The sequence below is a fragment of the Streptomyces hyaluromycini genome (assembly GCF_002217755.1).
GTDB lineage: Bacteria > Actinomycetota > Actinomycetes > Streptomycetales > Streptomycetaceae > Streptomyces > Streptomyces hyaluromycini.
In genome coordinates, this window is the sequence record NZ_BCFL01000019.1 from 403,227 (window position 1) to 428,489 (window position 25,263).

Annotated in this window: 21 protein-coding genes and 2 pseudogenes; 13 read left to right on the forward strand and 10 right to left on the reverse strand. The window is 69.2% G+C overall.

The annotated features are described in order from the left end of the window. Positions 1–19 precede the first annotated feature (19 nt). The 3 genes from SSP29_RS19700 to SSP29_RS19710 form a co-directional block, all read right to left on the reverse strand. A complete protein-coding gene (locus SSP29_RS19700; RefSeq protein WP_089102006.1) occupies positions 20–808 on the reverse strand; it encodes an SDR family oxidoreductase in 789 nt (262 codons plus the stop codon). Between the two features lie 100 nt (positions 809–908). Next, the gene (gene fumC, locus SSP29_RS19705; RefSeq protein WP_089102007.1) at positions 909–2,384 is read right to left on the reverse strand and encodes a class II fumarate hydratase; all 1,476 of its coding nucleotides are present in this window, start codon (positions 2,382–2,384) and stop codon (positions 909–911) included. After that, positions 2,381–4,078: an NAD-dependent malic enzyme gene (locus SSP29_RS19710; protein ID WP_305793841.1), complete on the reverse strand. Its 1,698-nt coding sequence runs from the start codon at positions 4,076–4,078 to the stop codon at positions 2,381–2,383. Before SSP29_RS19710 ends, fumC begins: the two co-directional genes overlap by 4 nt. A 149-nt stretch (positions 4,079–4,227) precedes the next feature. On the opposite strand from SSP29_RS19710, the gene SSP29_RS19715 reads away from it, so the two are divergent. Continuing rightward, the gene (locus SSP29_RS19715; RefSeq protein WP_167449956.1) at positions 4,228–6,198 is read left to right on the forward strand and encodes a SpoIIE family protein phosphatase; all 1,971 of its coding nucleotides are present in this window, start codon (positions 4,228–4,230) and stop codon (positions 6,196–6,198) included. A 51-nt stretch (positions 6,199–6,249) separates the two neighbouring features. Here SSP29_RS19715 and SSP29_RS19720 read toward each other — a convergent pair whose 3' ends face one another. Continuing rightward, on the reverse strand, positions 6,250–7,569 hold the full coding sequence (locus SSP29_RS19720; RefSeq protein ID WP_089102010.1) for a PucR family transcriptional regulator: 1,320 nt from the start codon (positions 7,567–7,569) through the stop codon (positions 6,250–6,252). 261 nt (positions 7,570–7,830) lie between these two features. On the opposite strand from SSP29_RS19720, the gene SSP29_RS19725 reads away from it, so the two are divergent. The 3 genes from SSP29_RS19725 (at position 7,831) to SSP29_RS19735 (ending at position 11,479) form a co-directional block, all read left to right on the forward strand. After that, positions 7,831–10,272, forward strand: a complete 2,442-nt coding sequence (locus SSP29_RS19725; RefSeq protein WP_089102407.1) for a SpoIIE family protein phosphatase — start codon at positions 7,831–7,833, stop codon at positions 10,270–10,272. 354 nt (positions 10,273–10,626) lie between these two features. Continuing rightward, positions 10,627–10,869, forward strand: a complete 243-nt coding sequence (locus SSP29_RS59795) for a helix-turn-helix domain-containing protein (protein ID WP_089102011.1) — start codon at positions 10,627–10,629, stop codon at positions 10,867–10,869. A gap of 94 nt (positions 10,870–10,963) precedes the next feature. Then, positions 10,964–11,479: a nuclear transport factor 2 family protein gene (locus SSP29_RS19735; protein ID WP_089102012.1), complete on the forward strand. Its 516-nt coding sequence runs from the start codon at positions 10,964–10,966 to the stop codon at positions 11,477–11,479. A gap of 88 nt (positions 11,480–11,567) precedes the next feature. Here SSP29_RS19735 and SSP29_RS19740 read toward each other — a convergent pair whose 3' ends face one another. The 3 genes from SSP29_RS19740 to SSP29_RS19750 all read right to left on the reverse strand — a co-directional run bounded on the left by SSP29_RS19740 (position 11,568) and on the right by SSP29_RS19750 (position 15,254). Further along, positions 11,568–13,028 (reverse strand): aldehyde dehydrogenase family protein, encoded by a 1,461-nt coding sequence (locus SSP29_RS19740; RefSeq protein ID WP_089102013.1) that lies wholly within the window; start codon positions 13,026–13,028, stop codon positions 11,568–11,570. 55 nt (positions 13,029–13,083) lie between these two features. After that, positions 13,084–14,190: an NAD(P)-dependent alcohol dehydrogenase gene (locus SSP29_RS19745; protein ID WP_089102014.1), complete on the reverse strand. Its 1,107-nt coding sequence runs from the start codon at positions 14,188–14,190 to the stop codon at positions 13,084–13,086. Between the two features lie 179 nt (positions 14,191–14,369). Beyond that, positions 14,370–15,254, reverse strand: a complete 885-nt coding sequence (locus SSP29_RS19750) for an IclR family transcriptional regulator (protein WP_089102015.1) — start codon at positions 15,252–15,254, stop codon at positions 14,370–14,372. Between the two features lie 179 nt (positions 15,255–15,433). On the opposite strand from SSP29_RS19750, the gene SSP29_RS19755 reads away from it, so the two are divergent. Genes SSP29_RS19755 through SSP29_RS19780 form a run of 6 tightly spaced genes read left to right on the forward strand, consistent with a single transcriptional unit; the run spans position 15,434 to position 21,657 of the window. Beyond that, the gene (locus SSP29_RS19755; RefSeq protein ID WP_218036911.1) at positions 15,434–16,699 is read left to right on the forward strand and encodes an ABC transporter substrate-binding protein; all 1,266 of its coding nucleotides are present in this window, start codon (positions 15,434–15,436) and stop codon (positions 16,697–16,699) included. Further along, entirely contained in the window at positions 16,696–17,472 is a 777-nt protein-coding gene (locus SSP29_RS19760) for an ABC transporter ATP-binding protein (protein WP_089102017.1), read from the forward strand. Before SSP29_RS19755 ends, SSP29_RS19760 begins: the two co-directional genes overlap by 4 nt. Next, positions 17,465–18,232 (forward strand): ABC transporter ATP-binding protein, encoded by a 768-nt coding sequence (locus SSP29_RS19765; RefSeq protein ID WP_089102018.1) that lies wholly within the window; start codon positions 17,465–17,467, stop codon positions 18,230–18,232. Before SSP29_RS19760 ends, SSP29_RS19765 begins: the two co-directional genes overlap by 8 nt. Next, the gene (locus SSP29_RS19770; protein WP_089102019.1) at positions 18,229–19,107 is read left to right on the forward strand and encodes a branched-chain amino acid ABC transporter permease; all 879 of its coding nucleotides are present in this window, start codon (positions 18,229–18,231) and stop codon (positions 19,105–19,107) included. Before SSP29_RS19765 ends, SSP29_RS19770 begins: the two co-directional genes overlap by 4 nt. Continuing rightward, a complete protein-coding gene (locus SSP29_RS19775; RefSeq protein WP_089102020.1) occupies positions 19,104–20,150 on the forward strand; it encodes a branched-chain amino acid ABC transporter permease in 1,047 nt (348 codons plus the stop codon). Before SSP29_RS19770 ends, SSP29_RS19775 begins: the two co-directional genes overlap by 4 nt. Positions 20,151–20,154: 4 nt before the next feature. After that, positions 20,155–21,657 carry an aldehyde dehydrogenase family protein gene (locus tag SSP29_RS19780; protein ID WP_218036912.1) on the forward strand — a complete coding sequence of 501 codons (1,503 nt, stop codon included), beginning with the start codon at positions 20,155–20,157 and terminating at the stop codon, positions 21,655–21,657. 42 nt (positions 21,658–21,699) lie between these two features. Here the strand turns inward: SSP29_RS19780 and SSP29_RS55900 are convergent. After that, a pseudogene (locus SSP29_RS55900) lies at positions 21,700–21,864 on the reverse strand (type II toxin-antitoxin system YoeB family toxin); the annotation flags it as partial. Positions 21,865–21,872: 8 nt separating this feature from the next. Here SSP29_RS55900 and SSP29_RS19790 point away from each other — a divergent pair. Then, positions 21,873–22,775 carry a M14 family zinc carboxypeptidase gene (locus SSP29_RS19790; protein WP_089102022.1) on the forward strand — a complete coding sequence of 301 codons (903 nt, stop codon included), beginning with the start codon at positions 21,873–21,875 and terminating at the stop codon, positions 22,773–22,775. Positions 22,776–23,010: 235 nt separating this feature from the next. Here SSP29_RS19790 and SSP29_RS19795 read toward each other — a convergent pair. Further along, a pseudogene (locus SSP29_RS19795) lies at positions 23,011–23,165 on the reverse strand (IS3-like element ISMyma3 family transposase); the annotation flags it as partial. A gap of 29 nt (positions 23,166–23,194) precedes the next feature. After that, complete coding sequence (locus SSP29_RS59340; RefSeq protein ID WP_089102024.1) at positions 23,195–23,383, reverse strand: hypothetical protein; 189 nt, start codon at positions 23,381–23,383, stop codon at positions 23,195–23,197. Positions 23,384–23,678: 295 nt separating this feature from the next. Between SSP29_RS59340 and SSP29_RS19805 the strand changes: the two genes are divergently transcribed. Both SSP29_RS19805 and SSP29_RS19810 read left to right on the forward strand, forming a co-directional pair. Further along, positions 23,679–24,440, forward strand: coding sequence for an FkbM family methyltransferase (locus SSP29_RS19805; protein ID WP_167449958.1), 762 nt, complete (start codon positions 23,679–23,681; stop codon positions 24,438–24,440). Beyond that, positions 24,437–25,261 (forward strand): hypothetical protein, encoded by an 825-nt coding sequence (locus tag SSP29_RS19810; RefSeq protein WP_145968922.1) that lies wholly within the window; start codon positions 24,437–24,439, stop codon positions 25,259–25,261. The genes SSP29_RS19805 and SSP29_RS19810 overlap by 4 nt, the downstream gene beginning before the upstream one ends. Positions 25,262–25,263 lie beyond the last annotated feature (2 nt).

Below are 25,263 nucleotides of genomic sequence, written 5' to 3' on the forward strand. Positions count from 1 at the left end.
ATGGTCCGTGAATGACCCCTCAGCGCATCAGCTCCCCCGCGTTGACCAGCAGCGACTGGCCCGTGATGGCCCGCGCCCGGTCCGATGCCAGGAACACCGCCGCGTCCGCCACGTCCCCGTCCGTCGCCAGCTCCGGCAGCGCCATCCGCCCGGTCAGCCGGCCCAGCACCTCGTCCTCCGGCACCCCTTCCGTGTGCGCGGTGAACTGGACGTACGCCTGCACCGGCGGCCCCCACATCCAGCCCGGCAGCACCGTGTTGACCCGGATCCGGGACGGCCCCAGCTCCCGGGCCAGCGAGTACATCGCGCTGGTCAGCGCGCCCTTGGAGGCGGCGTACGCGGCCTGCCTCACCTGCGAGGGCGCGGCGACGGCGGACTGGGTGCCGATGAAGACGACCGAGCCGCCGCCCGCGGCCTTCATCCCCGGCAGGCACGCCCGGGTCATCCGCAGCGTCCCCAGCAGGTTCACGTCGATCACCGAGGCCCAGGTCGCGAAGTCGGCGTCCTCGACCCCGCCGAAGTAGGAGTCCCAGGCGGCGACATGGACCACCGCGTCGACCCCGCCGAACCGCTCTCGCGCCAGCTCCGCCAGCGCCTCGCACTGGCCCTCGTCGGTGATGTCGGTGGGCAGGTACGCGGTCCGGGTGCCCTCCGGATCGATCCCGGCCGCGCTCTTCGCGAGGTTCGCCTCGGTCCGGGCGCCCAGCACCGCGTTCCCGCCGTCCCGTACGACGGCCGCCGCGACCTGGTGCCCGAGCCCGGCGCCGACTCCCGAGACGACGACGGTCTTGCCCGCGAGCAGCGACATGGAAGCCTCCTGAACCCTGACGCTTTGTCTGACGGAGCGTCAGGGTAGGGGCGGCCACCGGAAAGGGGAACCGCATGGGCGACGGCACCCGCGGTGACGTCTACGCCGGACTCGCCGTGAGGTGCACCATTTTCCTGGGGTCGACGATCCGGTCGAAGTCCTGTGCCGTGATGTAGCCGGTGGCGAGGGCGGCTTCGCGCAGTGTGGTCCCCTCGTCCTCCGCCTTGTGCGCGATCCGGCTGGCCTTGTCGTAGCCGATCTCCGGCGAGAGCGCGGTGACGAGCATCAGGGAGCGGGAGAGGTAGTCGTCGATCTGTTGGCGGTGCAGCTCGACGCCCTCGATGCAGAAGGTGCGCAGCTTCTCGCCGGCGTCTCCGAGAATGCGGGCGGAGTGCAGGAAGTTGTTGATGATGACGGGCCGCATGGCATTGAGTTCGAAGTTGCCCTGGGTGCCGGCGAAGGCGATGGCGCTGTCCTCGGCCAGGACTTGGATGCAGACCATGAGCATCGCTTCGCACTGGGTCGGGTTGACCTTGCCGGGCATGATGGAACTGCCCGGCTCGTTGGCGGGCAGGGCGAGTTCGCTGATGCCGCAGCGGGGGCCGGAGGCGAGCCAGCGGATGTCGTTGGCGATCTTCATCAGCGGCACGGCGAGCGCCCTCAGTCCGGCCGAAGCCGCCACCATGGCATCCAGGCTGCCCTGGGCGGCGAAGGAGTTGGAGGCCGTGGTGAACGGGTAGCCGGCCAGCCGTGCGATCTCCTGCGTCACCTGGGCACCGAAGCCCTCGGGGGCGTTGAGACCGGTGCCGACCGCGGTCCCTCCCACGGCCAGTTCGTACAGTCCCGGCAGGGTGGCCTCGATGCGGTCGACGGCGTCGGAGACCTGGGCGGCGTAGCCGGACCACTCCTGGCCCACGGACAGCGGGACGGCGTCCTCCAGGTGGGTGCGTCCGATCTTGACGATGTCCCACCACGCTCGGGACTTGGCCTCCACGGCGTGTTGAAGGTCCCTCACCTTCGGGAGCAGGTGCTCGCGGATCTCGCGGACGGCGGCGATGTGCATCGCGGTGGGGAAGGTGTCGTTGGAGGACTGTCCCATGTTGACGTGGTCGTTGGGGTGGACGGGCGTCTTGGACCCCAGCGTGCCGCCGGCCAGCTGGATCGCCCGGTTGCTGATGACCTCGTTGACGTTCATGTTGCTCTGCGTGCCGGACCCGGTCTGCCACACGTACAGGGGGAAGTGGTCGTCCAGCGAGCCGGAGATCACCTCGTCGGCGACTCGGGCGATCAGATCGGCCTTCCAGCCGGGCAGGCGGCCCTCGCGCCCGTTGACGAGCGCGGCGGCCTTCTTGACGTAGCCGTACGCGTGGTAGACGGCCTTCGGCATGCGGTCGTCGCCGATGGAGAAGTGGATCAGGGACCGCTGCGTCTGGGCGCCCCAGTACCGGTCGGCGGGCACCTCGACGGCGCCCATCGAGTCCGTTTCGCGGCGGGTGCCCGTGGCGGTGATGCCGATCGGGATGTCCAGCAGCTTCGGCGGCTGCCCGGTGGCGGCGTCCTGGTGCCCGGCGGTCATGGCGACGCCTCCTTCTCGGACAGCGGTCCATAGACCGGCTGCCACATGGCGTCCTGCACGGCCTGGACCAGATCGGACGGCCGGCGGGTGGCGACGTCGTCCTGGACGGCCGCACGTACGACCGCCACGGCCACCGTCGCCGAGGAAGCGCGCAGGTTCGCCACCGGCGGCAGCAGCGGCGCGCCCGGGGCCCTGGCGTCGACCTGCCCGGCCACCGCCTCCGCGGCGGCGAGCAGCATCCCGGCGGTGAGCCGGGTGGCTCCGGCGACGACGGCGCCCAGGCCCAGACCGGGGTAGAGCAGAGCGTTGTTGGCCTGCCCGATGACGTGGCGGACTCCGCCGTGTTCGACGGGGTCGACCGGGATGCCCGTCGCCGTCAGGACCTTGCCGTCGGTCCAGGCCAGCAGGTCGGCCGGCATGGCCTCGATCTTCTCCGTGGGGTTGGACAGCGGGAAGACGATCGGCCGCTCGGCATGCTCGGCCATCGCGGTGACGACCTCCTTGTCGAAGGCGCCCGGCGAGGTCGAGGTGCCGATCAGCATGGTGGGGTGGACCTGCCGGACGGCGGTCAGCAGGTCGATGTCCCCGTCCGCCCAGCCCTGCACCTCCGAGGCCGGCCGCGCGTAGGGGGCCTGGTAGTCACGCAGCTCCGGCATGCCCTCGACCAGCAGCCCCTGCTTGTCGACCAGCCACACCCGCCGGGTGGCCTCCTGGGGCTCCAGCCCGTCGCGGACCATCGCGTCCCGCAGCTGGTCGGCGATGCCCACCCCGGCCGTGCCGGCGCCGAAGACCACGACGCGCTGGTCACGGAAGGACTCGCCGGTGATCTTCAAGGCCGACACCGCGGCGGCCAGGGTGATCGCCCCGGTGCCCTGCATGTCGTCGTTGAACATCCGATAGCGGTTCCCGTACGTCTCCAGGATGCGGCGGGCATTGCCCGGCCCGAAGTCCTCGAAATGCAGCAGCGCGTTCGGATACAGCTCCGAGACCGTCTCCAGGTAGTTCTCGATGAACGAGTCGTACGCCTTCCCGCGCACCCGGCTGTGGCGCACGCCCAGATAGAGGGGATCATTCAGCAGGTTCTCGTTGTCGGTGCCGACGTCCATGACCACCGGCACGCAGCGGGCGGGATGCAGCCCCGCCGCAGCGGTGTAGACGGCGAGCTTGCCCACCGATATCTGGATGCCCTGCACACCCCAGTCGCCGATCCCCAGGATCTCCTCCGCGTCGGTGACCACCACCAGGTCGACCTCGTCCCGGTGGAGCTGGAGTGCCTCGAACGAGCGGCGCACGTCCTGCGGCCGGTCGATGGACAGGAACACCCCGCGCGGGCTCCGGTACTCGTGGCTGTACCGCTTGATCGCCTCACCCACGGTCGGGTCGTAGACGATCGGCAGCAACTCGGCGAGGTGATCCTGCAGCAGCCGGTAGTACAGCACCTCGTTGCGGTCGTGCACCTGCTCGAGATTGATGAACTTCGCCAGCTCGGTCGGCTCCTGCTGCAGCTGCTCGTAGGCGCGGATCGCCTGCTGGTCAAGGGTGAGCACGGCGTCCGGCAACCGGCCTGCCAGCCCGAGGCGCTCCCGCTCCTCCGCCGTGAAAGCGGTACCCCGATTGGTCAGCGGATCCAACAGGACGGAATGCGTGTGTATCGGCATGAGAACCCCTCTATAGGCATGACTCCGGTTGTCCACCCCCTATTTCCATGCTTGTCCCGTTCTCCGGGCGGTGCCACTGGGCTCCCTCTCCGCAGGCGGTCGGGCATGCCTCTTGTCGACGTATCGCGGCAGAATGCGGAAAATTGTCCCAAGAGGCCGTTTCGGTATCTGCCAGGGAGCCACAGATGGACGCCTCGGACGAACTCCTTCGAGGGGCTGACCCGGCGGCTCTTCTGACGCTGGACGGTGTCATCCGGAGCCTCAACGATGCGATGGCCACGGCGCTGGGCAAGCCTGCGGAGCAGTGCCTGGGACGGGACTTCGGGCATATGTGGCCCGCAAACCAGCGGATGTCGGCCGAGAGCCTCGTAGCCCACGCCGCCAGGATGAAGACGGTCGCGATGCGGGTGCTGGACTTCCCCGGGCCGGGCGAAGCCCCCGTCGCCTGCCTGATCGAGGCACGCACGGTCAAGGACCCCGCCGGTGACGGGCAGTTGGTCTGGGTGCACGCACTGGATGCGCGAAACGACCTGGCCAGCCTGGTGATCCCGTTCCGGCTGGCCACCACGGCCGCCCGCCTCGGCCTGTGGATGTACTCACCCTTTGACCACCAGATGGAGTGGCTCGGTGGCGCACCCGCCCTGGCAGCGCTCTTTCCGGATCCCGCCACGCCGCTTTCCGCAGTGATCTCGGCCGTGCACCCTGACGACCGGGAGGCCTTGCGGCAGCTCCTGCGCTCGGCCTCCGCCCGGCAGTCCCCCTGGGTGAAGCTGCGGTACCTCCCCGAGCACGACGGCTGGCACCAACTGGCCGCCCAGACCCGTCGGATCCAGTTGGGATACGGCGGCCCCGAGCGGATCTTCGGAATGCTCCGCGACGACACCAAGCAGGCGAAGCGCAAGGAGAAGGCGCAGGCCGCACTGACGGCCGAGCGGCAGCGCGCCAAGGACATCGCCGACTTCTCCTCCGCCTTGATCACCGCAGCCACCGAGCAGGAGCTGCAGCAGGTCGCCCTGACCCGGCTCGCCGCGACCTTCGGCGCCACCGGCGCCCTGCTCGCACTCGTCGACGAAGGCCGCCTGCGCGTCTCCACCGATGCCGGGATAGCCATGTGGGAGGTCGACGTCCTGCACGGCCTGCCACTGGACCATCCGAGCGCCCTGCCCGAGGCGATCCGCACCGGCAGGCCGCAGCTCATCGTCGACCGGCAGGACTATCTCCGCCGCTGGCCGCACGGGGTCGACTTCCCGCGGCTCGGCCGACTCGGCCGCGACTACGCCGTGTCCATCACCCCCCTCAGCGAGACCGGCAACCAGCCACTCGGGGCGTGGCTGGTGACCTACGGCAGCGGATACCGGCCGTCCCTGGACGAGCGGACCCTCATGGGCACGCTGGCCGACCTGGCCGGCCAGGCACTGCGGCGCATCAGGCTGCAGCAGGCACGGGTCGAGCTGGCCACGGCACTGCAGCGGACCATGCTCCCCACGCTGCCCGAGCACCTCCCGGGGCTGGAGGTCTCCGCCCGCTACCGGCCCAGCCGGGACGGGCTGGACATCGGCGGAGACTGGTACGACGTCTTCGTGATGCCCGACGGCGCGATCGCCCTGGAGATCGGCGACGCCCAGGGGCACGACGTGGGCGCCGCCGCGGCCATGGGACAGGTACGCGCCTCCATGCGCACGATCGCCGCCCACGAACCGGATCCCGCAACCGTGCTGACGCGCACCAACGACCTGCTCGTCACGATGGACGCGACACGGTTCGCCAGCTGCACCCTGCTGCACATCGACCCGGACAACGGACAGGTCACCGGCACCAGCGCCGGCCACGTGCCGTTGCTGTGCGCGCACAAGGACGGCAGCCACAGCATCCGCGAGCTGGCGGGCGGCCCGGTCCTGGGAGTCGTGCCCGACACCGAGTACCGCGAGGAGACCTTCACCCTGGACGAGGACAGCGCGCTGGTCATGGTCACCGACGGCGTGGTCGAAGGACCGGGCCTCACGCTGGACGCCGGGCTGGAGCGAGCCGGCACACTGGCCGGCACGGCCCTCCACGACGGACTGAACGCCGAGGAGACCGCCGACCGCATCCTCGACGCCGCGGTCGCGGTGGACCACCTCGACGACGTGGCCGTGCTGGTCATCCGACGCACCTGACGGCGCCCACGCCCGCACGACCTCGCTGCGGGACCGCCGAACGCGACGCCCTCAGCGGCGATGCCGAGGACTCCCGCCGGGCCGGCGCGCCTTCGTGTCGTCCCCGGACGGCTGCATGACCGTGGAGCCCAGGTACTTGACGGCGAGCAGGGCGACCTCAAGATCGGTATGTCCTGCCCGGACCGAGTGGCCCATGATCCTCTCGGCCTTGCGGATGCGGTAGTGCACGGTGTTCTTGTGCAGGATCTCGTTGCTTGCCGTAGCGGTGTAGTTGCATCCGGTCGCAAGGAAGTCGTGCAGGGTCTGCCGCATCTGTGCGCTCGGCTCGTCGTCGACGGCCAGCGGCCCGAGGACGCTCCCCACCCAGGTGCGCAGATCCGGGAGGTTCCTGCACATCAACGCGACCGGAGCGACCTGGGAGTACGCGGTGAACCGACGGCCGGGACTCGCCGCCGTGGCAAGCTCCTGTGCGCGTAGTGCCTCCCTGTTCGTGCTGCGGAACCCCTCGATCCCGCGCTGCACGCTTCCGGCGCACACCTGCACGGAGGTCTCGCCGCTCTCGACCACACCGGACAACTGTTCCCAGGAGACCTCGCTGTGTGAGCCGAAGGGCAGCCAGACCCAGGCCAGTCCTTCGTCCCGGGGTATGAACAGCGGACTGGCGGGACAGTCGAGTTCCTTTGCGATCCTGTGGGTGAGCCGGTCGAGCCGGACCAGCCCGGCGCCGTCACCGGCCGGCCCCGGCAGCCAGGCCACCAGCCCGAGGTGATGCTGTCGCAGGCGGTAGCCGAGAGCGGACTCCGCCGAGTCGAGGTCCACTTCCTCCTCGGCTTCCTCCTCGGCCAGGATGCACCGCACACGCGCGGCACGTATGGCGTGCCGGCTCAGCAGCCAGCGTTCTCTCTCCAGGCGGTACACCTCGATGACATGCTCGGTGATGCTGTCGATGTAACCGAAGCTCACTTTCAGCATGCGCCGGTTGACGGTGGCGGAGACGACGTCGTCGGCGCCCTGGCGGGAAAGCTCGTCCAGGCACCATTGCAGGAATCGCCAGTGCCCGATCCTGTAGGCCCGGATCAATGCGCTGACAGAGATATCCCGCTGAGCCAGTCTCCTGGCATGCTCATTGGCCGCGGAAAGCCCCTCAAGATTTTCCAGAGGGATGTCGTTCTCGAAGATGTGCAGCAAAGTGGCGACATTTTCCTGGACGCTCGCCAGTAGGATTCTCTCGACGGCGTCGTCCCCTCTGACCTGCGGGATTTCAATGAGCAGGTGTTCCCATACGTCGTGAGAGATCTCCATGAGGCGTGACTCTATGTTTGCCGCACTCACGGACAGTTCCCGTGCAGGTTCCGGACGCTCCATGCCCATGCCCCAAAGGCTACGGCGGTGATCGGTTTGTTTCTATGTCACAAGCCGCAACCAGAAGATGGTGATTTACGTCCGGCACCTCTCCCGTTTCCCGCTCTTACTCTCGTTCTTACTGTCGCGATCCGGACGGCACGGCCCCGATCCTCCCGGACGGCGAGGAGCGGCGGCGCCCCGGCCGCCGGCCGGTGCGAAAACGGTCGCCCTGCCGTCTCCGGCCCGATTCCTGGAAATCCACGTGAGGGGAGAAATCCGGTGACCGAGATGTTCCAAGGCAGCCTCTGCGAGCGACTGGATCCTCAGGAGACGCCCGACGCCGCCATCGCGATGACCGACGCCGAGGGGACGGTGGTGGGATGGACGAGTACGGCGCAGCGGCTTGTCGGTTACCCGGCCACGGAAGTGGTCGGCCGGGCCGTCTCCACGATCCTGCCCGTCACCTGCCGGACACTCCTGGAGTGGGCGTCGACCGAGGAGTGCCTTGCCCGGGGCGGCTGGTCCGGCACCGCGACCGTCCGGCACCGCGACGGCCACACCCTCAAGGCAAGCCTGCGGTTCTCACTGCTGTGGGGGCAGGACCGGGAAATCCACTGGCTCATCTCCGGCACCGACATCGCCTCGCTCTCCCCGGTGGCGACCACCGGATGGGTACGGGACTCACTTCTCACCCGTACACCGATCGGCGTCGTGGTTCACGACCGGGACCTGCGCTGTGCCTGGACCAACGACGCGATGGAGCGGCAGGACGGCATTCCCCGCGACCAGCGGCTGGGACGCCGTCTCCCGGAGACGCTGCCCGGCATCGAAGCCGAAAGGCTGGAGGGGGTGATGCGACAGGTCCTGGACAGCGGCATCACCACCGTCCACGAGTACCGGGCGTGGCCGCCGGCGGATCCGCGCCGCGAGCACGCGATCGCGGCCTCGTACTTCTGCCTGCAGGGCGCCGACGGCCGGGCCATGGGGGTGTGCTGCACGAGTGTGGACGTCACCGGCAGCCAGCGGGCGCGCGAGCGTCTGGCCATCCTCAGCGAGGCCAGCACGCGGACAGGGAACAGCCTGGACGTGATGCAGATCGGCCAGGAGCTGGCGGACCTCGCCGTGCCCCTGCTGGCCGACTACGTCAACGTCGACCTGGCCGAGTCGATCCAGTTCGGCGAAGCACCCTTCGCCCGCATCGGCCCGTCGGACGACCACCGCCGCATTCTCCGGCGCGCGGGCATCGCCTCGATCCACCACGGGGTCCCCGAGTCCCCGTGGGCCCGCGGTGAGCTGGTCGCCGTGCCGCCCGACTCGCCCCTCACGAAGGTCCTCTCCTCCGGCCGTTCCCATCTGGAACCGGTTCTGGACTGCTCCCCGGGCACCTGGTTCGACCGCGACCCCGACCGGGCACGGACCATGCGCGAGAACGGCATGCACTCCCTGCTGGTCGTCCCGATCCGTACGCGGCACACCTTCCTGGGCACGGCGGTGTTCATCCGCACCGAGGAACCCGCGCCGTTCCAGGAGGACGACCTGCTCCTCGCCGAGGAACTCGTCAGCCGGACGGCGCTCGCCCTGGACAACGCCCGCCGGTACGCACGTGAACGCAGCGCGGCCCTCACCCTGCAACGCAACCTGCTCCCGCAGCGTCTGAGGGAGGGCACGGCCATCGAGACGGCCTCACGCTATCTGCCGGCCGACACGGACAACGGCGTCGGGGGCGACTGGTTCGACGTCATCCCCCTGTCCGGCGCCCGGACAGGGCTCGTCGTGGGCGATGTGGTGGGACACGGCATCAACGCCGCGGCGACCATGGGCCGGCTCCGCACCGTGGTGCACACGCTCGCGGATCTCGACCTGCCCCCCGACGAGCTGCTGACCCACCTCGACGACACGGTCCGGCGGCTGGCCGAGGAGGACGCCGACTCCCAGGACCCGACCCGCATCACCGGTGCGACCTGCCTGTATGCCGTCTACGACCCCGTCACCCGGAAGTGCACCATGGCACGCGCCGGGCACCCCCCGCCCGCGGTCATCGACCCGCACGGCAGGGTCGCCTTCCCCGACCTGCCCTCCGGAACGCCGCTCGGCGTCGGGCTGGGGGTCCCTTTCGAAGCCGTCGAGCTGGAACTGCCCGAGGGCAGCAGGCTCGCCCTCTACACCGACGGCCTGATCGAGAACCGCGACCACGACATCGGCGCCGGCATGAAGCACCTGGGCGGCGCCCTGGCATGCCCTGGCCGGTCCCTGGAAGACCTCTGCTCCTCGGTGATCGCGACCATGCCGACCCAGTCACCGGGCGACGACGTCACCCTGCTCGTCGCGCAGACCCATGCGCTGAACCCGAGACAGACCACGTGCTGGGAACTGCCCAGCGACCCGGCCGTCGTCCGCCATGCCCGCACCCTGGTCACCCGGCGACTGGCCCAGTGGGGACTGGAACGTCTGGAGGCGTCCACCCAGTTGATCATCAGCGAACTGGTCACCAACGCCGTCCGCCACGCCACCGGTCCGATCCGCCTCCGCCTGATCCAGCACCAGGTCCTGACCTGCGAAGTCTCCGACTCCAGCGACACGCTCCCCCGGCTGCGCCATGCACGCACCAGCGACGAAGGCGGCCGCGGTCTCTACATCGTCGCGCAGCTCTGCCGGCGCCACGGAGCCAGGTGCCTGACGAGCGGCGGCAAAACGGTGTGGGCCGAACAGGAACTCGACCCCGGGATCTGAGACGGGAAGCGCGACGAAGCGGACGCGCGGGCTCACCGCAGCTCGTCCGTGTCGTAGGCCCGGCCGGGCGGCCTTGACTGCCTCCTTCGGCGAGGGCTCGGCGACCTCCTTTGGTGCGTCGAGCCCGCCCTCTGGTGCCGAGTCCATCCGGCCCGCGCCGGACTCGGACATCAGCTGTTCGCTCGTCGACGCTATAACCTCCCGCGAAGTCCGCAGGTCAGGCAGCTGGCGAAATGTGGTGTACTTCGTAAACGCATTCCGCTGGAGAATGACGTCCGCGTGACGGGGGTCACAGGCGGATGTCGGGGAGCCGCCTGTCGGGATCGACCGTCATCAGATGCTGAACGCCGGGACATGTCCCACCTTCAGTTCGCCACGGAGTACTGGCGCACGGCGACGAGACCTGCGGCACAGATCTCGGACCACCTCGGCTTCGTCACGCCCGCCCGGTTCGGCAAGCACTTGATGCAACGCACAGGCCGTTCCCCGATCGACTTCCGCAAGGGGATCCGGGGGCTGGCGGCGAGTGAGTCGCATTTTGACCATCAGGGTGTCGGTTCAGGCATCGCCGCCACCCCTGCACGGATGGAACATTGACACAGTTCAGACTGTCGCTCACGGGAAATCCCCTCGTCGTCGACAGCTGTCGCCTACACGTTGATGTACAGAAAAAGCAAAGGTGATCTTGCTGATGAACCGCTCCCTTCGTATCTCCCTGTCCGCAGCCGCCGTCGCCCTCGTGGCCGGCGCGGTGATCGTTCCCTCCGCGTTGGCCACGCCCGAGCACAGCACGCCGACGCATGCGTCGAGCCGGCTGTCCGCCCAGGAACTGCGCAACCGGAAGGCCGCCGTGGCCCTGTTGAACGAGGCCTTCAACCAGCACCGGCCGGGCAAGGCTGCCGAGAAGTACATCAGCGCCGGCACCTACATCCAGCACAACCCGAACTTCGGCAACGGCCGCGATGCCTTCGTCACCGGTGTCACGGGCTACCTCCAGCAGTTCCCGGACGCCTCGCTGACCTTCAAGCGGACCGTGACCCAGGGCAACCTCGTGGTCGTGCAGGGCTTGGCGAAGACGTCGGCCGAGGACCGCGGCACGGTTGAGGTGGACACTTTCCGCTTCGACCGGCACGGCCGGATCGTCGAGCACTGGGACGCCCTGCAGGCGGTCGTGGAGCAGAGCGCCAACGGCAACCCGCAGGTCTGACCGGCCAGGACCATCACAACGCCCGCACCTCACAACGCCCGCACTGAGGGAGGTGTGGGCGTTCTGTGCTGTGCCCGGGGCGGACCGATCAGAAGGGGTAGTGGGCCTGCTGGGTCGCGATCGTCACCCAGCGGGTGTTGGAGAACGCCTCGATGCCCCACCGCCCGCCGAACCGGCCGTATCCGGAGGCCTTCACGCCACCGAAGGGCGCGTGGGGCTCGTCGGCCACGGACTGGTCGTTGATGTGCACGATACCCGTCCGGACACGACGGGCGACGCTCAGCCCGTGGGTGGCGTTCTCGGTGATGATGCCGCAGGTCAGACCATTGTCGGTGTCGTTGGCGACGGCCACGGCGGTGTCGTCGTCGCCGAACGTCTCGATGACGCAGACCGGTCCGAAGGCCTCCGCGTAGTGCAGGTCCGCGTCCTTGGGAACGCCGGTGAGCACGGTGGCCGCGTGCACCGCGCCCTCCGGTCGTCCGCCGCCCGTCAGCACGGTGGCGCCCTTGGCGACCGCGTCCTCCACCAGAGCGGCGACGCGCTGTGCCGCGGAGGCGGTGACCAGCGGGCCCACCACGGTGCGCGGATGGACGGGGTCCCCGGCCTGGAGGGAGGCGACCTTGGAGGTGAACTTCCGTGTGAACTCCTCGGCCAGCGACTCGTGTACGAGGACGCGGTCGCCGGACATGCAGATCTGCCCGGAGTTCATGAACACGCTGAAGGTGACGGCGTCGACGGCGTAGTCCACGTCCGCGTCGTCCAGAACGATCACCGCGTTCTTGCCGCCCAGCTCGAGTACGGCCGGCTTGAGGTGCTTCGCCGCGTGGGTGCCGATGATCCGGCCGACCCCGGTGGAGCCGGTGAAGTTCACGGCACGCACCCGGGGATCGGCTATCAGCACCTCGGCGATCTCCGCCGCGTCCTCGCTGGCGTTGGTGACCACGTTGAGTACCCCGTCGGGCAGTCCCGCCTCCCGCAGCACGTCCGCGACGAGCAGTCCGCAGGCGATCGGCGCATCCTCGCTGGGCTTGACGACGACCGTGTTGCCGGCCGCAAGGGGTGCCGCCACGGCCCGGACACCGAGGATGACCGGAGCGTTCCACGGCGCGAACGCCGCGACCACGCCCAGCGGTTCCCGTACGGCCAGGCCCAGCGCGCCTTCCTCCTGGGCGCTGAGCACCTCACCGCGCGGAGCGGTGATCGCGGCGGCCGCCTCTCGTAGGGTGTTCGCCGCAAGCGCCACGTTGAAGAACGCCCAGGGGCGTGTGCCGCCGGCCTCGTGGGCCATGATCTCGGCCACCTGCTCGGCGCGTGAGTCCAGCAGGTCGGCGGCCCTGAGGAAGATCGCACGACGCGCGAAGGGCGTGACCGTGGCCCAGTCGGCGAACGCGGCGTCGGCGGCGTCCACGGCACGGGTCACGTCCTCCGGCCCGGCCGCGGCGACGGTCGCGTAGACCTCGCCGGTGTAGGGGTTGATGTCCTCGGCGGTGCGGCCGGAGCGGGCGGGCACGTCCTTGCCGCCGATGAGGAGTTCACGGGTGAGAGACATGAAGGGCTTCTTTCGGTACGGGGGAGTCGTGGCAGGGCCACGGGGCGCGCGGGGCTCAGGCGGGCATGCGGACGATCGGCTTGATGACGTCGCCCGCGTACGACGCCTCCAGCGCCTGCTCGATCTGGTCGAAGGCGAACCAGGAGACGAGGCGTTCCATGGGGAAGCGGCCCTGGCGGTACAACTCGATGAGCGCGCCGATGAGTTGGGTACTGCGACCGCCGCCGCCGAGGACGCCGACGACGCGTTTGCCCCACAGGGTGGTCAGGTGGTCGAGGGTGAACTCGGCTCCCGCCGGGGCACCGCCGATGAGTGCGCAGGTGCCGAGCATGCCGACCGAGTCGGCGGCCTGGCGTACGACGGAGATGATGCCGGTGCACTCCAGGGCGTTGTCGGCGGGCCCGTCGCAGATGTCGTGCACGGCGGTCACGGGGTCCGTGTCGGCGGCGTGCACGGTGTGCGTGGCGCCGAGTTCCGCGGCCAGCTCCAGCCGTGAGGTGTGCCGGTCGACCGCGATGATCGTGGTCGCGCCGCTGTTGCGGGCGGCCATGACGGCGGCCAGTCCCACCGAGCCGGTGCCGTAGATCACGAGGCTGGAGCCGGTCTGGGGGCGCAGCGTGTTCAGCACGGCGCCCGCTCCGGTGGACAGCCCGCAGGCCAGGGGGCCCAGCAGGTCGAGCGGGACGTCGTGCGGGACCCTCACCAGGCTGTTGGCCCGCGTCAGGGAGTGCGTGGCGAACGACGACTGGCCGAAGAAGTGTCCGTGGAGGGCACCCCCGTTCAGTCGGCGCAGGGCCGAGGCCCCGGTCCCCGGCCGGACTCCGCCGACGAGGAGTTCCCCGAGCCGGGCACAGTAACGGGGCTCACCGGCAAGACAGTTGCGGCACTCGCCGCACCAGGGCCAGCCGATGACGACGTGGTCGCCCTCCCGTACCGACGTAACACCGGATCCCACCGCGGCCACGACACCGGCGCCTTCGTGTCCGAGCACACCGGGAGCCGGGAAAGGGAGATCACCGTGCCGCGCCAGGCCGTCGGTGTGGCAGATGCCGGTGGCCGCGATCCGCACGAGGGCCTCGCCCGTTCCCGGCTCGTCCAGCTCGACGTCCTGGAGCTGGAACGGGCCGTCCTGCTTGTCGAACACGGCGGCTTGTATACGCATGGCGGCCTCCCGGACACAGGGAACGACTCTGTTCGCCTGGTGAAGTAGCGTCCATAGAAGTATGGCGGCGTGAGTCTGTGCCCGTCCGGAGCCGGTGTCAATGAGATGAGTCCCCACTGTTCCGTATGCGGGGACTAGTGTTTCAATTATTCAAACAATATCGCCGAGACGGCTTGGCATCAGGCCTGCGGCCGATGACCGAGTCGGGTGGAGATCTCCGTCGTGGCGCGCCGCAAGGGGGCTTCGAGGCGTGACATGACGGATTCCACCGACGCGTTCCATACCGTGAGGTGCACCGCGATGTTGACCGCGGCCACGACGGCGCCGGACCGGTCCTGCACCGGCGCGGCCAGCGACCGCAGCCCGGGGGCGAGTTCCTCGTCGTTGAGCGCGAACCCGGTACGCCGGACCCGAGCCAGCGCCACCATGAGCTGCTCCCGTGCGGTGATCGTCTTCGGCCCCCGCCGGGCGAGGTCCGTGCGATCGACCAGGTTGCGCAGCACGGCCGGATCCTGGTGCGCCAGCAGAACCTTGCCCATCGAGGTGCAGTAGGCCGGAAGTCGGGAGCCGACGTGCAGGTGGAGGCCCATGGCGAAGGTGCTCGCGCGACCGCTGCGCCGCCGGTCGACGTACACGATGTCCGGACCGTCGAGCACGGCCATGCTCACGGTGTAACCGGTCTCGTCCGACAGGGCCTGCAGGAACGGCCCGGCGACGCGGGTGATCTCCATGGAGTTGATCGCCGCGAAGCCCAGATCGACGACCCTGGGCCCGAGGGAGTACTTCCGGGAGTCCGGATCCTGTTGCAGATAGCCGAGTTTGGCGAGTGTCGCCACGTACCGGTAGGTGGTGCTGCGGTTGAGGCCGACCGCACGCCCCAGGTCGGAAATGCCCAGTACGGGACAGGTCTCACTGAACGACGAGAGGATCAGCAGTCCGCGTTCCAGGGACTGGGAGAACCCCGCGGCGGCTGTCTTGGGCGGCGCCGTTTCGTCGTCATCGGCGCCGGCTGCGAGGGGGTTCGTGGGCTCGTCGGATGCCGACGGCGGTGTCCGTGAGGTCATGTCGCATAGTAGCGCCGGTTGTTTCAGTTATTAGAACGCTGCGTTGACTTTCGTGACAGCCGCTCCTACGTTCCCCTCACCTTTGGCTCATCAGGAGGGCAAACATGCCTAAGTCTCCTATGTCCGAACCATCTCCCGAGCCCAGCAGACGCCAGATTCTGCGTACGGCGGGACTCGGTGTGTCTGGACTCGCCCTGGCGAGTCCGCTGCTCGCCGCCTGCAAGGTCGGCGGCGGCGACAGCGGAAGCAGCAGCGCAGCGGCCACGCTGAAGATCGGGTTCGTCAGCCCGCGCACCGGCGCCGCGGCCGGTTTCGGCGAGCCGGACGCGTACGTGCTCAGCCTCGCCCGTAAGGCTTTCGCCGACGGCCTGACCGTCGGCGGCAAGAAGTACCAGGTCAAGATCATCGACAAGGACGGTCAGTCCAATCCGCAGCGCGCATCCCAGGTGGCCAACGACCTGATCAACGCCGAGGGCATCGACCTGATGCTCACCACGTCGACGCCGGAGACGGTCAACCCGGTCTCCGACGCGTGCGAGGCCGCCGGCGTCCCGTGCATCTCCACCGTCGTCCCCTGGGAGGCCTGGTACTTCGGCCGGGGAGCCAAGCCGACCCAGAAGCAGGCCTACCGGTACACCTTCCACTTCTGCTTCGGCGTCGAGCAGTTCCACCAGGCCTACACACATCTGTGGCCGCAGGTGAAGACGAACAAGAAGACGGGCGTCATGTGGCCCAACGACTCCGACGGCAATGCCATCCGAGAGGCACTCGGACCCCTGCTGAAGAAGGACGGCTACGACGTCGTCGATCCCGGCGCCTACACCGACGGCACCAACGACTACTCGTCGCAGATCGCCAGGTTCAAGTCCGAGAACTGCGAAATCTTCAACACCTTCCCCATCCCCTCCGACTTCGCCACCTTCTGGCGGCAGGCGGCGCAGCAGGGCTACAAGCCCAAGATCGTGCAGGTCGCCAAGACGGGCCTGTTCCCCTCTCAGGTCGAGGCGCTGGGCTCCATAGGCATCGGCATCGCGGGCGGCGCCTACTGGACCCCGACCTTCCCCTACAACTCCTCCCTCACCAAGATCTCGTCCAAGGACCTGGCCGTCGGCTACCAGAAGTCGTCCGGCAAGCAGTGGACCCAGCAACTCGGCCCCAGCCTCGCCCTGTTCGACGCCGCCGCGGCCGCGCTCCAGGCCGCCACCGACCCCAAGGACAAGAGTGCCGTCGCCAAGGCGATCGCCGGTCTCGACGTGCAGACCCCGGTCGGCAGGCTCCAGTGGGGCAAGGGCCCCAACGCCAACGTCGTCGCCACCCCCATCCTCGGTGGCCAGTGGGTGCAGGCGGCCAAGGGCAGTCCGTACAAGCTGGATTTCGTCCTGTGCGAGAACTCCAGCGACCCCAATGTCCCCGTCGCCGCGCGACTGCGCCCCTACACCTCATGAGCGCCGTGAGCACCCCGGCAGCGGACGCCACGAGGACGGAGGACCTCCAGCACGTCCTCGTCGGGGCCGGCCTGACCCTGAACTACGGTGACCTGCGCGTCCTGGACGGCGTCGACTTCCGTGTCGGCGCCGGCGAGGCGGTCGGCATCGTGGGCCCCAACGGCGCGGGGAAGACCACGCTGTTGAACGCCCTGGCCGGATCGGTGACACCGGACCGGGGCACCATCCGCCTCGACGGCCACGACGTCACGTCGATGCGACCGGAGTTGCGATGCCGTCAGGGGATCGGCCGGGCGTTCCAGATCCCGCGCCCCTTCGGCGGGATGACCGTCCTGGAGAACGTCCTGGTCGGCGCCTCCTACGGCACCCGGCTGTCACGGCGCGCCACCCACCAGCGGTGCATCGAGGTTCTGGAACGCTGCGGTCTGATCGATCTCGCCAACCGGCGCGCCGAGAGCCTCGGCCTGCTGCACCGCAAACGGCTCGAACTCGCCCGCTCCCTGGCGACCGACCCGCGCGTCCTGCTCCTCGACGAGATCGGCGGCGGCCTCACCGACGCCGAGGCCGCCGAACTCGTCGGCACCATCCAGCAGTTGCGGACCCTCGGCATCAGCATCGTGTGGATCGAGCACATCGTCCACGTGCTGGTGCAGGTCATCGACCGCCTGGTGTGCATGGACGCTGGACGGGTGCTCGCCGAGGGCGAGCCGCAGGCCGTCCTGCGCGACGCGCATGTCGTCGACGCCTACCTGGGAAGGGGCAGCCATGGCTGACCTGCTGCACGTCTCCCACCTCGACGCCCGTCACGGACTCCTCCCGGCGGTACGGGACCTGTCGCTGACGGTGTCCGACGGTGAGGCCGTCGCCCTGGTGGGCGCCAACGGGGCGGGAAAATCAACCTTGTTGCGTACCCTTGCCGGGGCCCATCCGGCCGCCGGAGGAACCGTCACTTTCGACGGAGACGACATCACCGGCCTGGTGGCGTACCGACGCGTGGCGCGTGGTCTGGCCCTCGTCCCCGAAGGCCGCAAGCTCTTCTCCGACCTCACCGTCGAGGAGAACCTGCTCGTCGCCGGCCGACGCGCCAGGCCCGGACCATGGAGCGTCGACACAGTCCTGGACGCCTTCCCCCTCCTGCGACCGATCCGCCACAAGCGGGCGGGCAGCCTGTCCGGCGGCCAGCAGCAGGCCACCTCCATCGGCCGCGCCCTGATGACCAACCCCAGGCTGCTGCTGGTCGACGAGGTCTCGCTCGGCCTCGCACCGGTCGCCGTCGACTCCGTCTACGAGTCGCTCACGGCACTCATCGCCGACGGCGCCACCGTCGTCCTGGTCGAGCAGGACCTCAGCCGCGCGATGTCGGTGGCGGACAGGGTGGTCTGCATGCTCGAGGGCCGCGTCGTCCTCGAAGCCCCCGTCGGCGAGGTCACCCGCGACCAGGTCACCGACGCCTACTTCGGCCTCGGCCGTGTCAGCACGACCTCCGCCGCGGTCGACACACCGGCGGCCCACCCCACTCCGGAGCGGACATGAGCTGGATCAACGCCATCGTCCAGGGCCTCTTCCTCGGCGGCCTGTACGCCCTCTTCGCCTGCGGCCTGTCCCTGCTGTTCGGTGTCATGCGCATCATCAACCTCGCCCACGGCGACCTCGCCGTGCTCGGCGCGTACGGGGTCTGGTGGGTCTCCACCCAGGCCGACGTGTCACCGTTCCTGGCCCTGCTCGCGGTGCTCCCGGTGATGCTCGCCCTCGGCTACGCGCTCCAGCGCACCGTGCTGGCCCGCAGCCTGCGCGGCGGGGAACTCACCCCTCTGCTGACGACCTTCGGACTCGCCATCGTCCTCCAGAACGCCCTGCTGCAGATCTTCTCCCCGGACGTGCGCTCCCTGGGTCCGTCCGTGGGCTCGCTGTCGACCGGCAGCTGGAGGATCACCGACCAACTGTCCGTTCCCTACCTCGGCGTGCTGATCCTCGGCGTCGCCGTCGCGGTTCTGGGCACACTCCAGTTCCTGCTGCAACGCACCGGATTCGGCCGCGAGATGCGCGCCACCGCCCAGGACCCGGATACTGCGGCGCTCGTGGGCGTACCGGCGGCGTCCGTCTACGCCCGCGCCGCCGCGATCGCCGTCGCGGTCGCCGCCCTGGCCGGGACCTTCCTGGCCGTCCACTCCACCTTCGACGCATCCAGCGGCCCGACCCAGCTCATCTTCGCCTTCGAAGCGGTCGTCATCGGCGGCCTGGGATCCCTGTGGGGCACGCTCACCGGCGGCGTCGTCCTCGGCATCGCCCAGACCCTCGGCGCCCAGATCGACCCGCAGTACTCGATCCTCGCCGGACACCTGGTCTTCCTCGTCATCCTGGCCGGCCCCCGCGGCCGTCTCATCGCCGCCCGGAGAGCCCACGCATGACCACAACAGCCGCCCCCGCCCCGCCCGGCGCATGGTCCGTCCAGCGCGCCGGCCTGGCGTCCCGCATCGGTTCCAGTGCCCTCGTCCTCGTCGCGATCGCCCTGTTCGCCGTTCCCCAGGTCCTCAGCGCGAACGTCGTCCAGCAGCTCACCAGCCTGCTGATCTTTCTCATCCTCGCTGTCATGTGGAACGCCCTGGCCGGGTACGCCGGGCTCGTCTCGGTCGGCCAGCAGACGTTCATCGGGTTCGGCGCGTACGGCACGATCTACCTCACCCAGCGCGGCATACAGCCGTACTTCGCCGTAGTACTGGCATCCCTGGCTTCCGCCGTGCTCGCGGCGGTCCTCTCCCTGATCGTCCTGCGGCTGCGCGGCGGCCAGTTCGCCGTGGGCACCTGGGTCGTCGCCGAGGCGATCGCCCTGTTCGTCATGCTCGACCAGAGCCTCGGAGGCGGAACCGGTGTCTCCCTCCAGGGGCTGAGCGGTTACGCCCCCGAAGTGCGCCGCGCCTTCACCTACTGGCTCACCCTCGCCTTCGCCGTCCTTCTGCTCGTCCTGTTGTTCCTCCTGCTGCGGCACCGCACCGGAGCGGCTCTGCAGGCGATCCGCGACGACGAGGACGCCGCAGCCTCGCTCGGCGTGCGGGTCAGGCCACTCAAGCTCGTGCTGTTCGTCCTCGCCGGCTTCGGATGCGGTGCCGCGGGCGCTCTCACCCTGGCCAACACTCTGTTCATCCAGCCTCAGTCGATCTTCGGGGTGCAGTGGTCGGCGTACATGATCTTCATGGTGCTGGTCGGCGGCATCGGCACCTTCGAGGGACCGATCATCGGCGCCGTCCTCTTCTTCGCCGTGCAGTACTTCTTCGCCGACCAGGGAACCTGGTACCTCATCGCGCTCGGCCTGGCCGCCGTAGCCTTCGCCCTCTTCCTCCCGCGCGGGCTGTGGAGTCTGCTGAACGACCGGCTGCATGTCCAGTTGCTGCCTGTCGGTTACCATCTGCGGCGGCGGGGGGCCCGTCCCCAGTCGTCAGCGAGGGAGACTTGACCAGGTGAACGTTCCTGACTCCACGGCGACGGACGCAGGCAGACCGGATCTCCCGGTCACGGTGCGCCACCACATCGGCGGCGAGTGGACCGAGCCGCTGGGCGGAGGAACCTACCCCGACCACGACCCCTGGACCGGATCCGTCATGGCGACGGTCGCCGCGGGCGACGCCGAGGACGCCCGCCGGGCGGTGGACGCCGCCCAGGCAGCCTTCGCCGGGTGGGCCGGCTCGCTGCCGGCCGAGCGGCAGCGGGTCCTGCTGCGCGCGGGCGACATCCTCGACCGCCGTCGCGAGGAGGTCATCGGCCTGCTGACGAGGGAGACGGGGTGCGGCCGCCACTACTCGACGGTCCAGCTGGACTTCAGCGTCTCGTTGCTCCGCCAGGCCGCCGGACTCCCCTACTCCCCTGTCGGACAGGTGCTGCCCTCGGACATCCCCGGCACCCGGGCGCTCGCCGTCCGCCAACCGGTCGGAGTCGTCGCGGCCATCGCCCCGTGGAACGCCTCCCTGGCGCTGTCCGGTCGCAGCATCATCGGCCCGATCGCAGTCGGTAACACGGTCGTCCTCAAGCCGTCCGAGGAATCTCCCCTCACCGGCGGCACGCTCTGGGCCGAGATCTTCGCCGAGGCCGGACTCCCGCCGGGTGTTCTCAACGTGATCACCCATGCCCCCGGCGACGCCGGCGCCGTAGCAGACGCGCTCCTCTCCCATCCCGCTGTGCGCCGCGTCAACTTCACCGGCTCCACGCCCACCGGCCGCCGTCTCGCCGAGACGGCCGGCCGCCACCTCAAGCGCATCGTCCTCCAGCTCAGCGGCCAGAACCCGCTCCTCGTCCTCGCCGACGCCGACCTGGCCTACGCGGTCGACGCCGCGATCTACGGAGCGTTCGTGCAACAGGGGCAGGTGTGCATGTGCGCCCGCCGCATCTACGTCGAGCGAGCCATCGCGGAGGAGTTCACCCGGCTCTTCACCGAGAAGGCGGCGGCGCTGCCCGTCGGCGATCCGCACGATCCACGCACCGTGATCGGACCGGTGATCAACAAATGGGCGCTGTCCCTGTTGGACCGCCGCGTCGAGGAGGCCGTCTCGATGGGCGCTCGTCTCCTGACCGGGGGCACGGCCGAGCCGCCGTGTTACCTGCCCACCGTCCTGGCCGACGTTCCCGAAGACGCCGAACTCGCCTTCGACGAGACCTTCGGGCCGGTCGTGATCCTGGAGACGGTCGACGACGCCGACCATGCGGTGGAGCGCGCGAACGCCTCCCGCTACGGGCTGACCGCAGGTGTCCTGACCAGCGACGCCCATCGTGGACTGGACATCGCCCGCCGTCTTGAGGCGGGGATAGTGCATGTCAACGACCAACCGGTCAACGATGAGCCGAACATGCCCTTCGGCGGTATGAAGGAGAGCGGCTGGGGCCGCTTCGGCACGGGCTTCACGGCGGAGGAATTCACCGAACTCCGCTGGATCACGCTGCGCGGGGAGCCTCGCGACTTCGCGTTCTGACGGGGCCGCCAGCGGATTTCGGCTGCTGACTGTCCTGAATCGGTAGTGGTATTGCGCCTGAACGGCGATCAAATCGCCGTCGGTTGGCCTGTACGCGAGTCGATGCGTGTCGTCGATCAGCTCGTTGATGCGTTTGACCGTTTTGCGGTCGTTCTTGGCCCGGTAGGTGTAGTCCTCCCAGACGTGCGAGGCGAAGGAGATCAACAAGCGCCTCGGTGGGGCGACGGCGGCCTTTCCCTCGGTCCTGTACTCGCCGTGGCTGGCGACCGTCGGCGGCCGGTAGTGGACGATCTCAAGACCGTCCTCGCGTCGGTGACGCCGGCCCGGGCGTTCCCGACCCCGAGGAGTGCGGCCGGGCCGTCCGGGAACTCCGGCGGACGTTCCCCGGCGTGACCGCGTTGGAGACCATCGGCACCTCGCGCGAAGGCCGCCCGCTGCGGATGCTCACGGTCGGGGACGGCGGCCGGCACGCTCTGGTCGTCGGGATGCCCCATCCCAACGAGCCGGTCGGCGCCGTCGCCGCCCTCCGACTCGCCGGGATACTGGCGAAGAACGCCGCACTGCGGTCCTCGCTCGGCCTGACCTGGCACATCGTGCCGTGCGCCGACCCGGACGGCGCGGCACTGAACGCGGCATGGTTCCGGGGCCCCTACACGCGCGAGACATACGCCACGGGGATCTACCGCTCGCCCTTCGACGAACAGTTCGAGTGGACCTTTCACCGAGCCGACCTCCCCGACCCGGGGCTGCCCGCCACCCCGGAGAGCCGGGCCGTCATGACCGTGATCGACACCCTCCGCCCCGAACTGCTCGTCTCACTGCACAACGGCGAGGTCGGCGGCCTGTACTGCTATGCCACCGACCCCAGCCCGTCGCTGCGGGACGGACTCGCCCGCACCAGCGCCACCACCGGCATCCCGGTGGACCACGGGATTCCCGAGGAGCCGGCCACGCTCCTGGCACCCGGCGTCTTCCACGTCCCGGCGAATCTCACGGGCGGGCCGATGCTCTGCAGCACCGACTACGCCGCGCAGTACGGCACCTTCGGGGTGATGACCGAACCACCGCTGTGGCTGGACCCCCAGGCCGACGACGTCTCAGCCATCGCCTTCCGGTAGCCAGGTGGGCCATCTTGTTCCGGGTGCCAGCGAGCGATCCGAGGTCTGTGTAGAGCGCGGGGTCATCCTGATGGAGGGATCGCCCGGTGATCGCTTTCGCAACAGGTCCGTAGAGTTCGGCCGCGGTGCCGCGTGTCCGCTACAACGATCTGACGCTGGGAGACGAGCTGGACGGCCTCTACGAGTCGAGTGACTGCTTGGCGTGTGTCTCGGCGGCCACTGCCGCGAGCAGGGTGTCCACCTGTGCTTTGCGGACCCAGGTCCGCACCGTCTCCGCCGCTCCGATGCCCGGCTTCGCAGCCACCGCCTTCATCGCGGCCCAATCGGTCGGGTAGTTCGGGCGGACCTCCGCGACCATGAGTACGCACGTTCACGAAGTTCAGCAGGGTAGGGGACGGACGTGCCATGACTCGATCCTCTTAGGGAATCGAGCCTCCAGCAGACCCGAAGCGGTTCATGAGTGCCTTGTCCGCGTGGATCTCGTCGAGCAGCTCCGGACTCACCGCGTCGATGCGCTCGCCGTCGGACTTCGACCGGGGCTTCAAGAACCAGGTCGTCGCACACGGCCTCGGCCTGGGCGCGACGTCGACATCGTCGAACGCACCCACGGGCAGCGGGGATTCCTGCCGCAACCCAAGTACCGGCCGCTTGCGTGTTCGGTCCCCCCAGCGAGGCGATCGGGATCTCATGAGCCACGCATTGACGGCTTTTGGCAATGGCCTGTCACATTTCTGTCTCGATGGCGACAGTTACGCCTCTTACAGTTAGATAGCAGGGCAAGGGCGAAAGGCATCGAGATACGTGCCGTTGGCGCGGCCTTTCGGATTCGTTGCCCGATCGGACATCCCTGTATGGCTGGATCCGGTCATAGTCCTCGTCGCCCTTGATCGCCGAGTGCCGCGCGTGAATTACTTGAAGGGTGGTCGAGATCGTGGAAGGGAATTACTTGAAGTGGTTTTTCATCCACAACAGAGGGAAATTCGGAAAGCCGGCACGAGCGAGGAGTTAGACCGGCTGTTCCTCGAACAGATTGCCCTGCTGAGGCCCCGGGTCTTCGTCGAAGCGGGAGCCCACGAGGCACAGACCTCACTGGCGGTCGCCGCCGCAGTCCCCGACTGCGCGGTGGTCGCGTTCGAGGCGAACCCGTACGTGCACCGGAAGTTCGCCGCCGGTACGGACTTCGCCGCCCACCACGTGGACTACCGGCATCAGGCACTGTCGAGCCTGCCCGGTGAGGCCACTTTCCTCGTGATCACCGACAGCGCCAGCCTCGCCGACGACCGTGTCGAGGGCTACAACTCCCTGCTGCGCAGGGCAGGCGGCGACTGGCTCGGCGACGTCGAATACGAAGAAGTCACCGTGGCCGCGACGACGCTGGACCACGAATTCGCCGACCGCGCAGGACCGTTCGCCCTGTGGCTGGACGTCGAAGGCGCCACGGAACAGGTCCTGGCCGGGGGCCGGGAGTTTCTCGGCCGATGCGACCTGCTGAAGGTCGAAGTCGAGGAGACGCCGTTCTGGCAGGACCAATGGCTCGCCGAGGACGTCGTCGCCGAACTGCGCGGCCACGGCCTCGAACCCGTCGCCCGCGACACCCAGACCGAAGAGCAGTACAACGTGGTGTTCGCCAGCGAACGCCTCCGGTCGGCAAAGGCCTCCGCATGATGTCCGCGTTCAGCCGTCGCCTGCTCGACCTCGAATCCAGGATCGACTCCCGGAACCTCCGCTGGTACACGGACAATCTCAGCGAGCCGGTCATGGACTACTGGCGCGTCGAACGCCCTGGCCGGCTCGTGCGCGATCCCGCCACCGGCGCCCCGGTCACCGAACGCGTCACGATCGCCGAGTTCCTCGCACGCACCGGGGTCGCGGACCTCTTCGCTGAGCGCGACACGGTCGGCATCACGGCTGTCCAGGCGGCGGTGGTCAACCCGTGGGGCTTCGTCGGATTCCAGTTCGGCGAGGCGCTGCTCACCGACCTGCAGTACTACCGCCCGGTGCGCGACACCGTCGTCCTCGACGGCGAAGAGGCCGAACTTCCGTCGTACTACGCCCCGGCGCTGCCGGAGAGCACCTGGCGCGGCGGCACAACGAGCCACGTCCACCACGACGAGGGCATCGGCGGTCCCCGAGTGGGCACGGACGTCAACGAGTGGCGCGGCACGTTCACCGGCCGCGACGGCATCCACTCCTTCGCCGACCTCCGCCGCCATGACAACCAGCTCGCCGTACTGCGCCGCGCGCTGCGCCACAACGCCAGGATCGTCAACCGCCACTTCGCGAAGTCCGGCCGCGACCTCTGGAGTTCGGCCGAGCCGTCGCCGGCATCGTTGCTCGGCGCTGCGCACCTCTGCGGACCGTACGGCGTGCTGGCGTACCTGGACAACTGCTCACGGCCCACCGACGAGGCCGGCACCTCCATCACCGCCTACCTGCGGGCCTTCTCCGACGTCGAGTTCACGCCGGACGACATCGGCGCGGTGTGAAC

Coding starts and splice junctions, on each gene's coding strand:
- SSP29_RS19700 (WP_089102006.1), bottom strand. CDS start 808: ATGTCGCTGCTCGCGGGCAAGACCGTCGTCGTCTCGGGAGTCGGCGCC.
- SSP29_RS19775 (WP_089102020.1), top strand. CDS start 19,104: ATGACCACAACAGCCGCCCCCGCCCCGCCCGGCGCATGGTCCGTCCAG.
- SSP29_RS19740 (WP_089102013.1), bottom strand. CDS start 13,028: ATGTCTCTCACCCGTGAACTCCTCATCGGCGGCAAGGACGTGCCCGCC.
- SSP29_RS19765 (WP_089102018.1), top strand. CDS start 17,465: ATGGCTGACCTGCTGCACGTCTCCCACCTCGACGCCCGTCACGGACTC.
- SSP29_RS19745 (WP_089102014.1), bottom strand. CDS start 14,190: ATGCGTATACAAGCCGCCGTGTTCGACAAGCAGGACGGCCCGTTCCAG.
- SSP29_RS19715 (WP_167449956.1), top strand. CDS start 4,228: ATGGACGCCTCGGACGAACTCCTTCGAGGGGCTGACCCGGCGGCTCTT.
- SSP29_RS59795 (WP_089102011.1), top strand. CDS start 10,627: ATGTCCCACCTTCAGTTCGCCACGGAGTACTGGCGCACGGCGACGAGA.
- fumC (WP_089102007.1), bottom strand. CDS start 2,384: ATGACCGCCGGGCACCAGGACGCCGCCACCGGGCAGCCGCCGAAGCTG.
- SSP29_RS19725 (WP_089102407.1), top strand. CDS start 7,831: ATGTTCCAAGGCAGCCTCTGCGAGCGACTGGATCCTCAGGAGACGCCC.
- SSP29_RS19735 (WP_089102012.1), top strand. CDS start 10,964: ATGAACCGCTCCCTTCGTATCTCCCTGTCCGCAGCCGCCGTCGCCCTC.
- SSP29_RS19750 (WP_089102015.1), bottom strand. CDS start 15,254: ATGACCTCACGGACACCGCCGTCGGCATCCGACGAGCCCACGAACCCC.
- SSP29_RS19720 (WP_089102010.1), bottom strand. CDS start 7,569: ATGGGCATGGAGCGTCCGGAACCTGCACGGGAACTGTCCGTGAGTGCG.
- SSP29_RS19810 (WP_145968922.1), top strand. CDS start 24,437: ATGATGTCCGCGTTCAGCCGTCGCCTGCTCGACCTCGAATCCAGGATC.
- SSP29_RS19770 (WP_089102019.1), top strand. CDS start 18,229: ATGAGCTGGATCAACGCCATCGTCCAGGGCCTCTTCCTCGGCGGCCTG.
- SSP29_RS19760 (WP_089102017.1), top strand. CDS start 16,696: ATGAGCGCCGTGAGCACCCCGGCAGCGGACGCCACGAGGACGGAGGAC.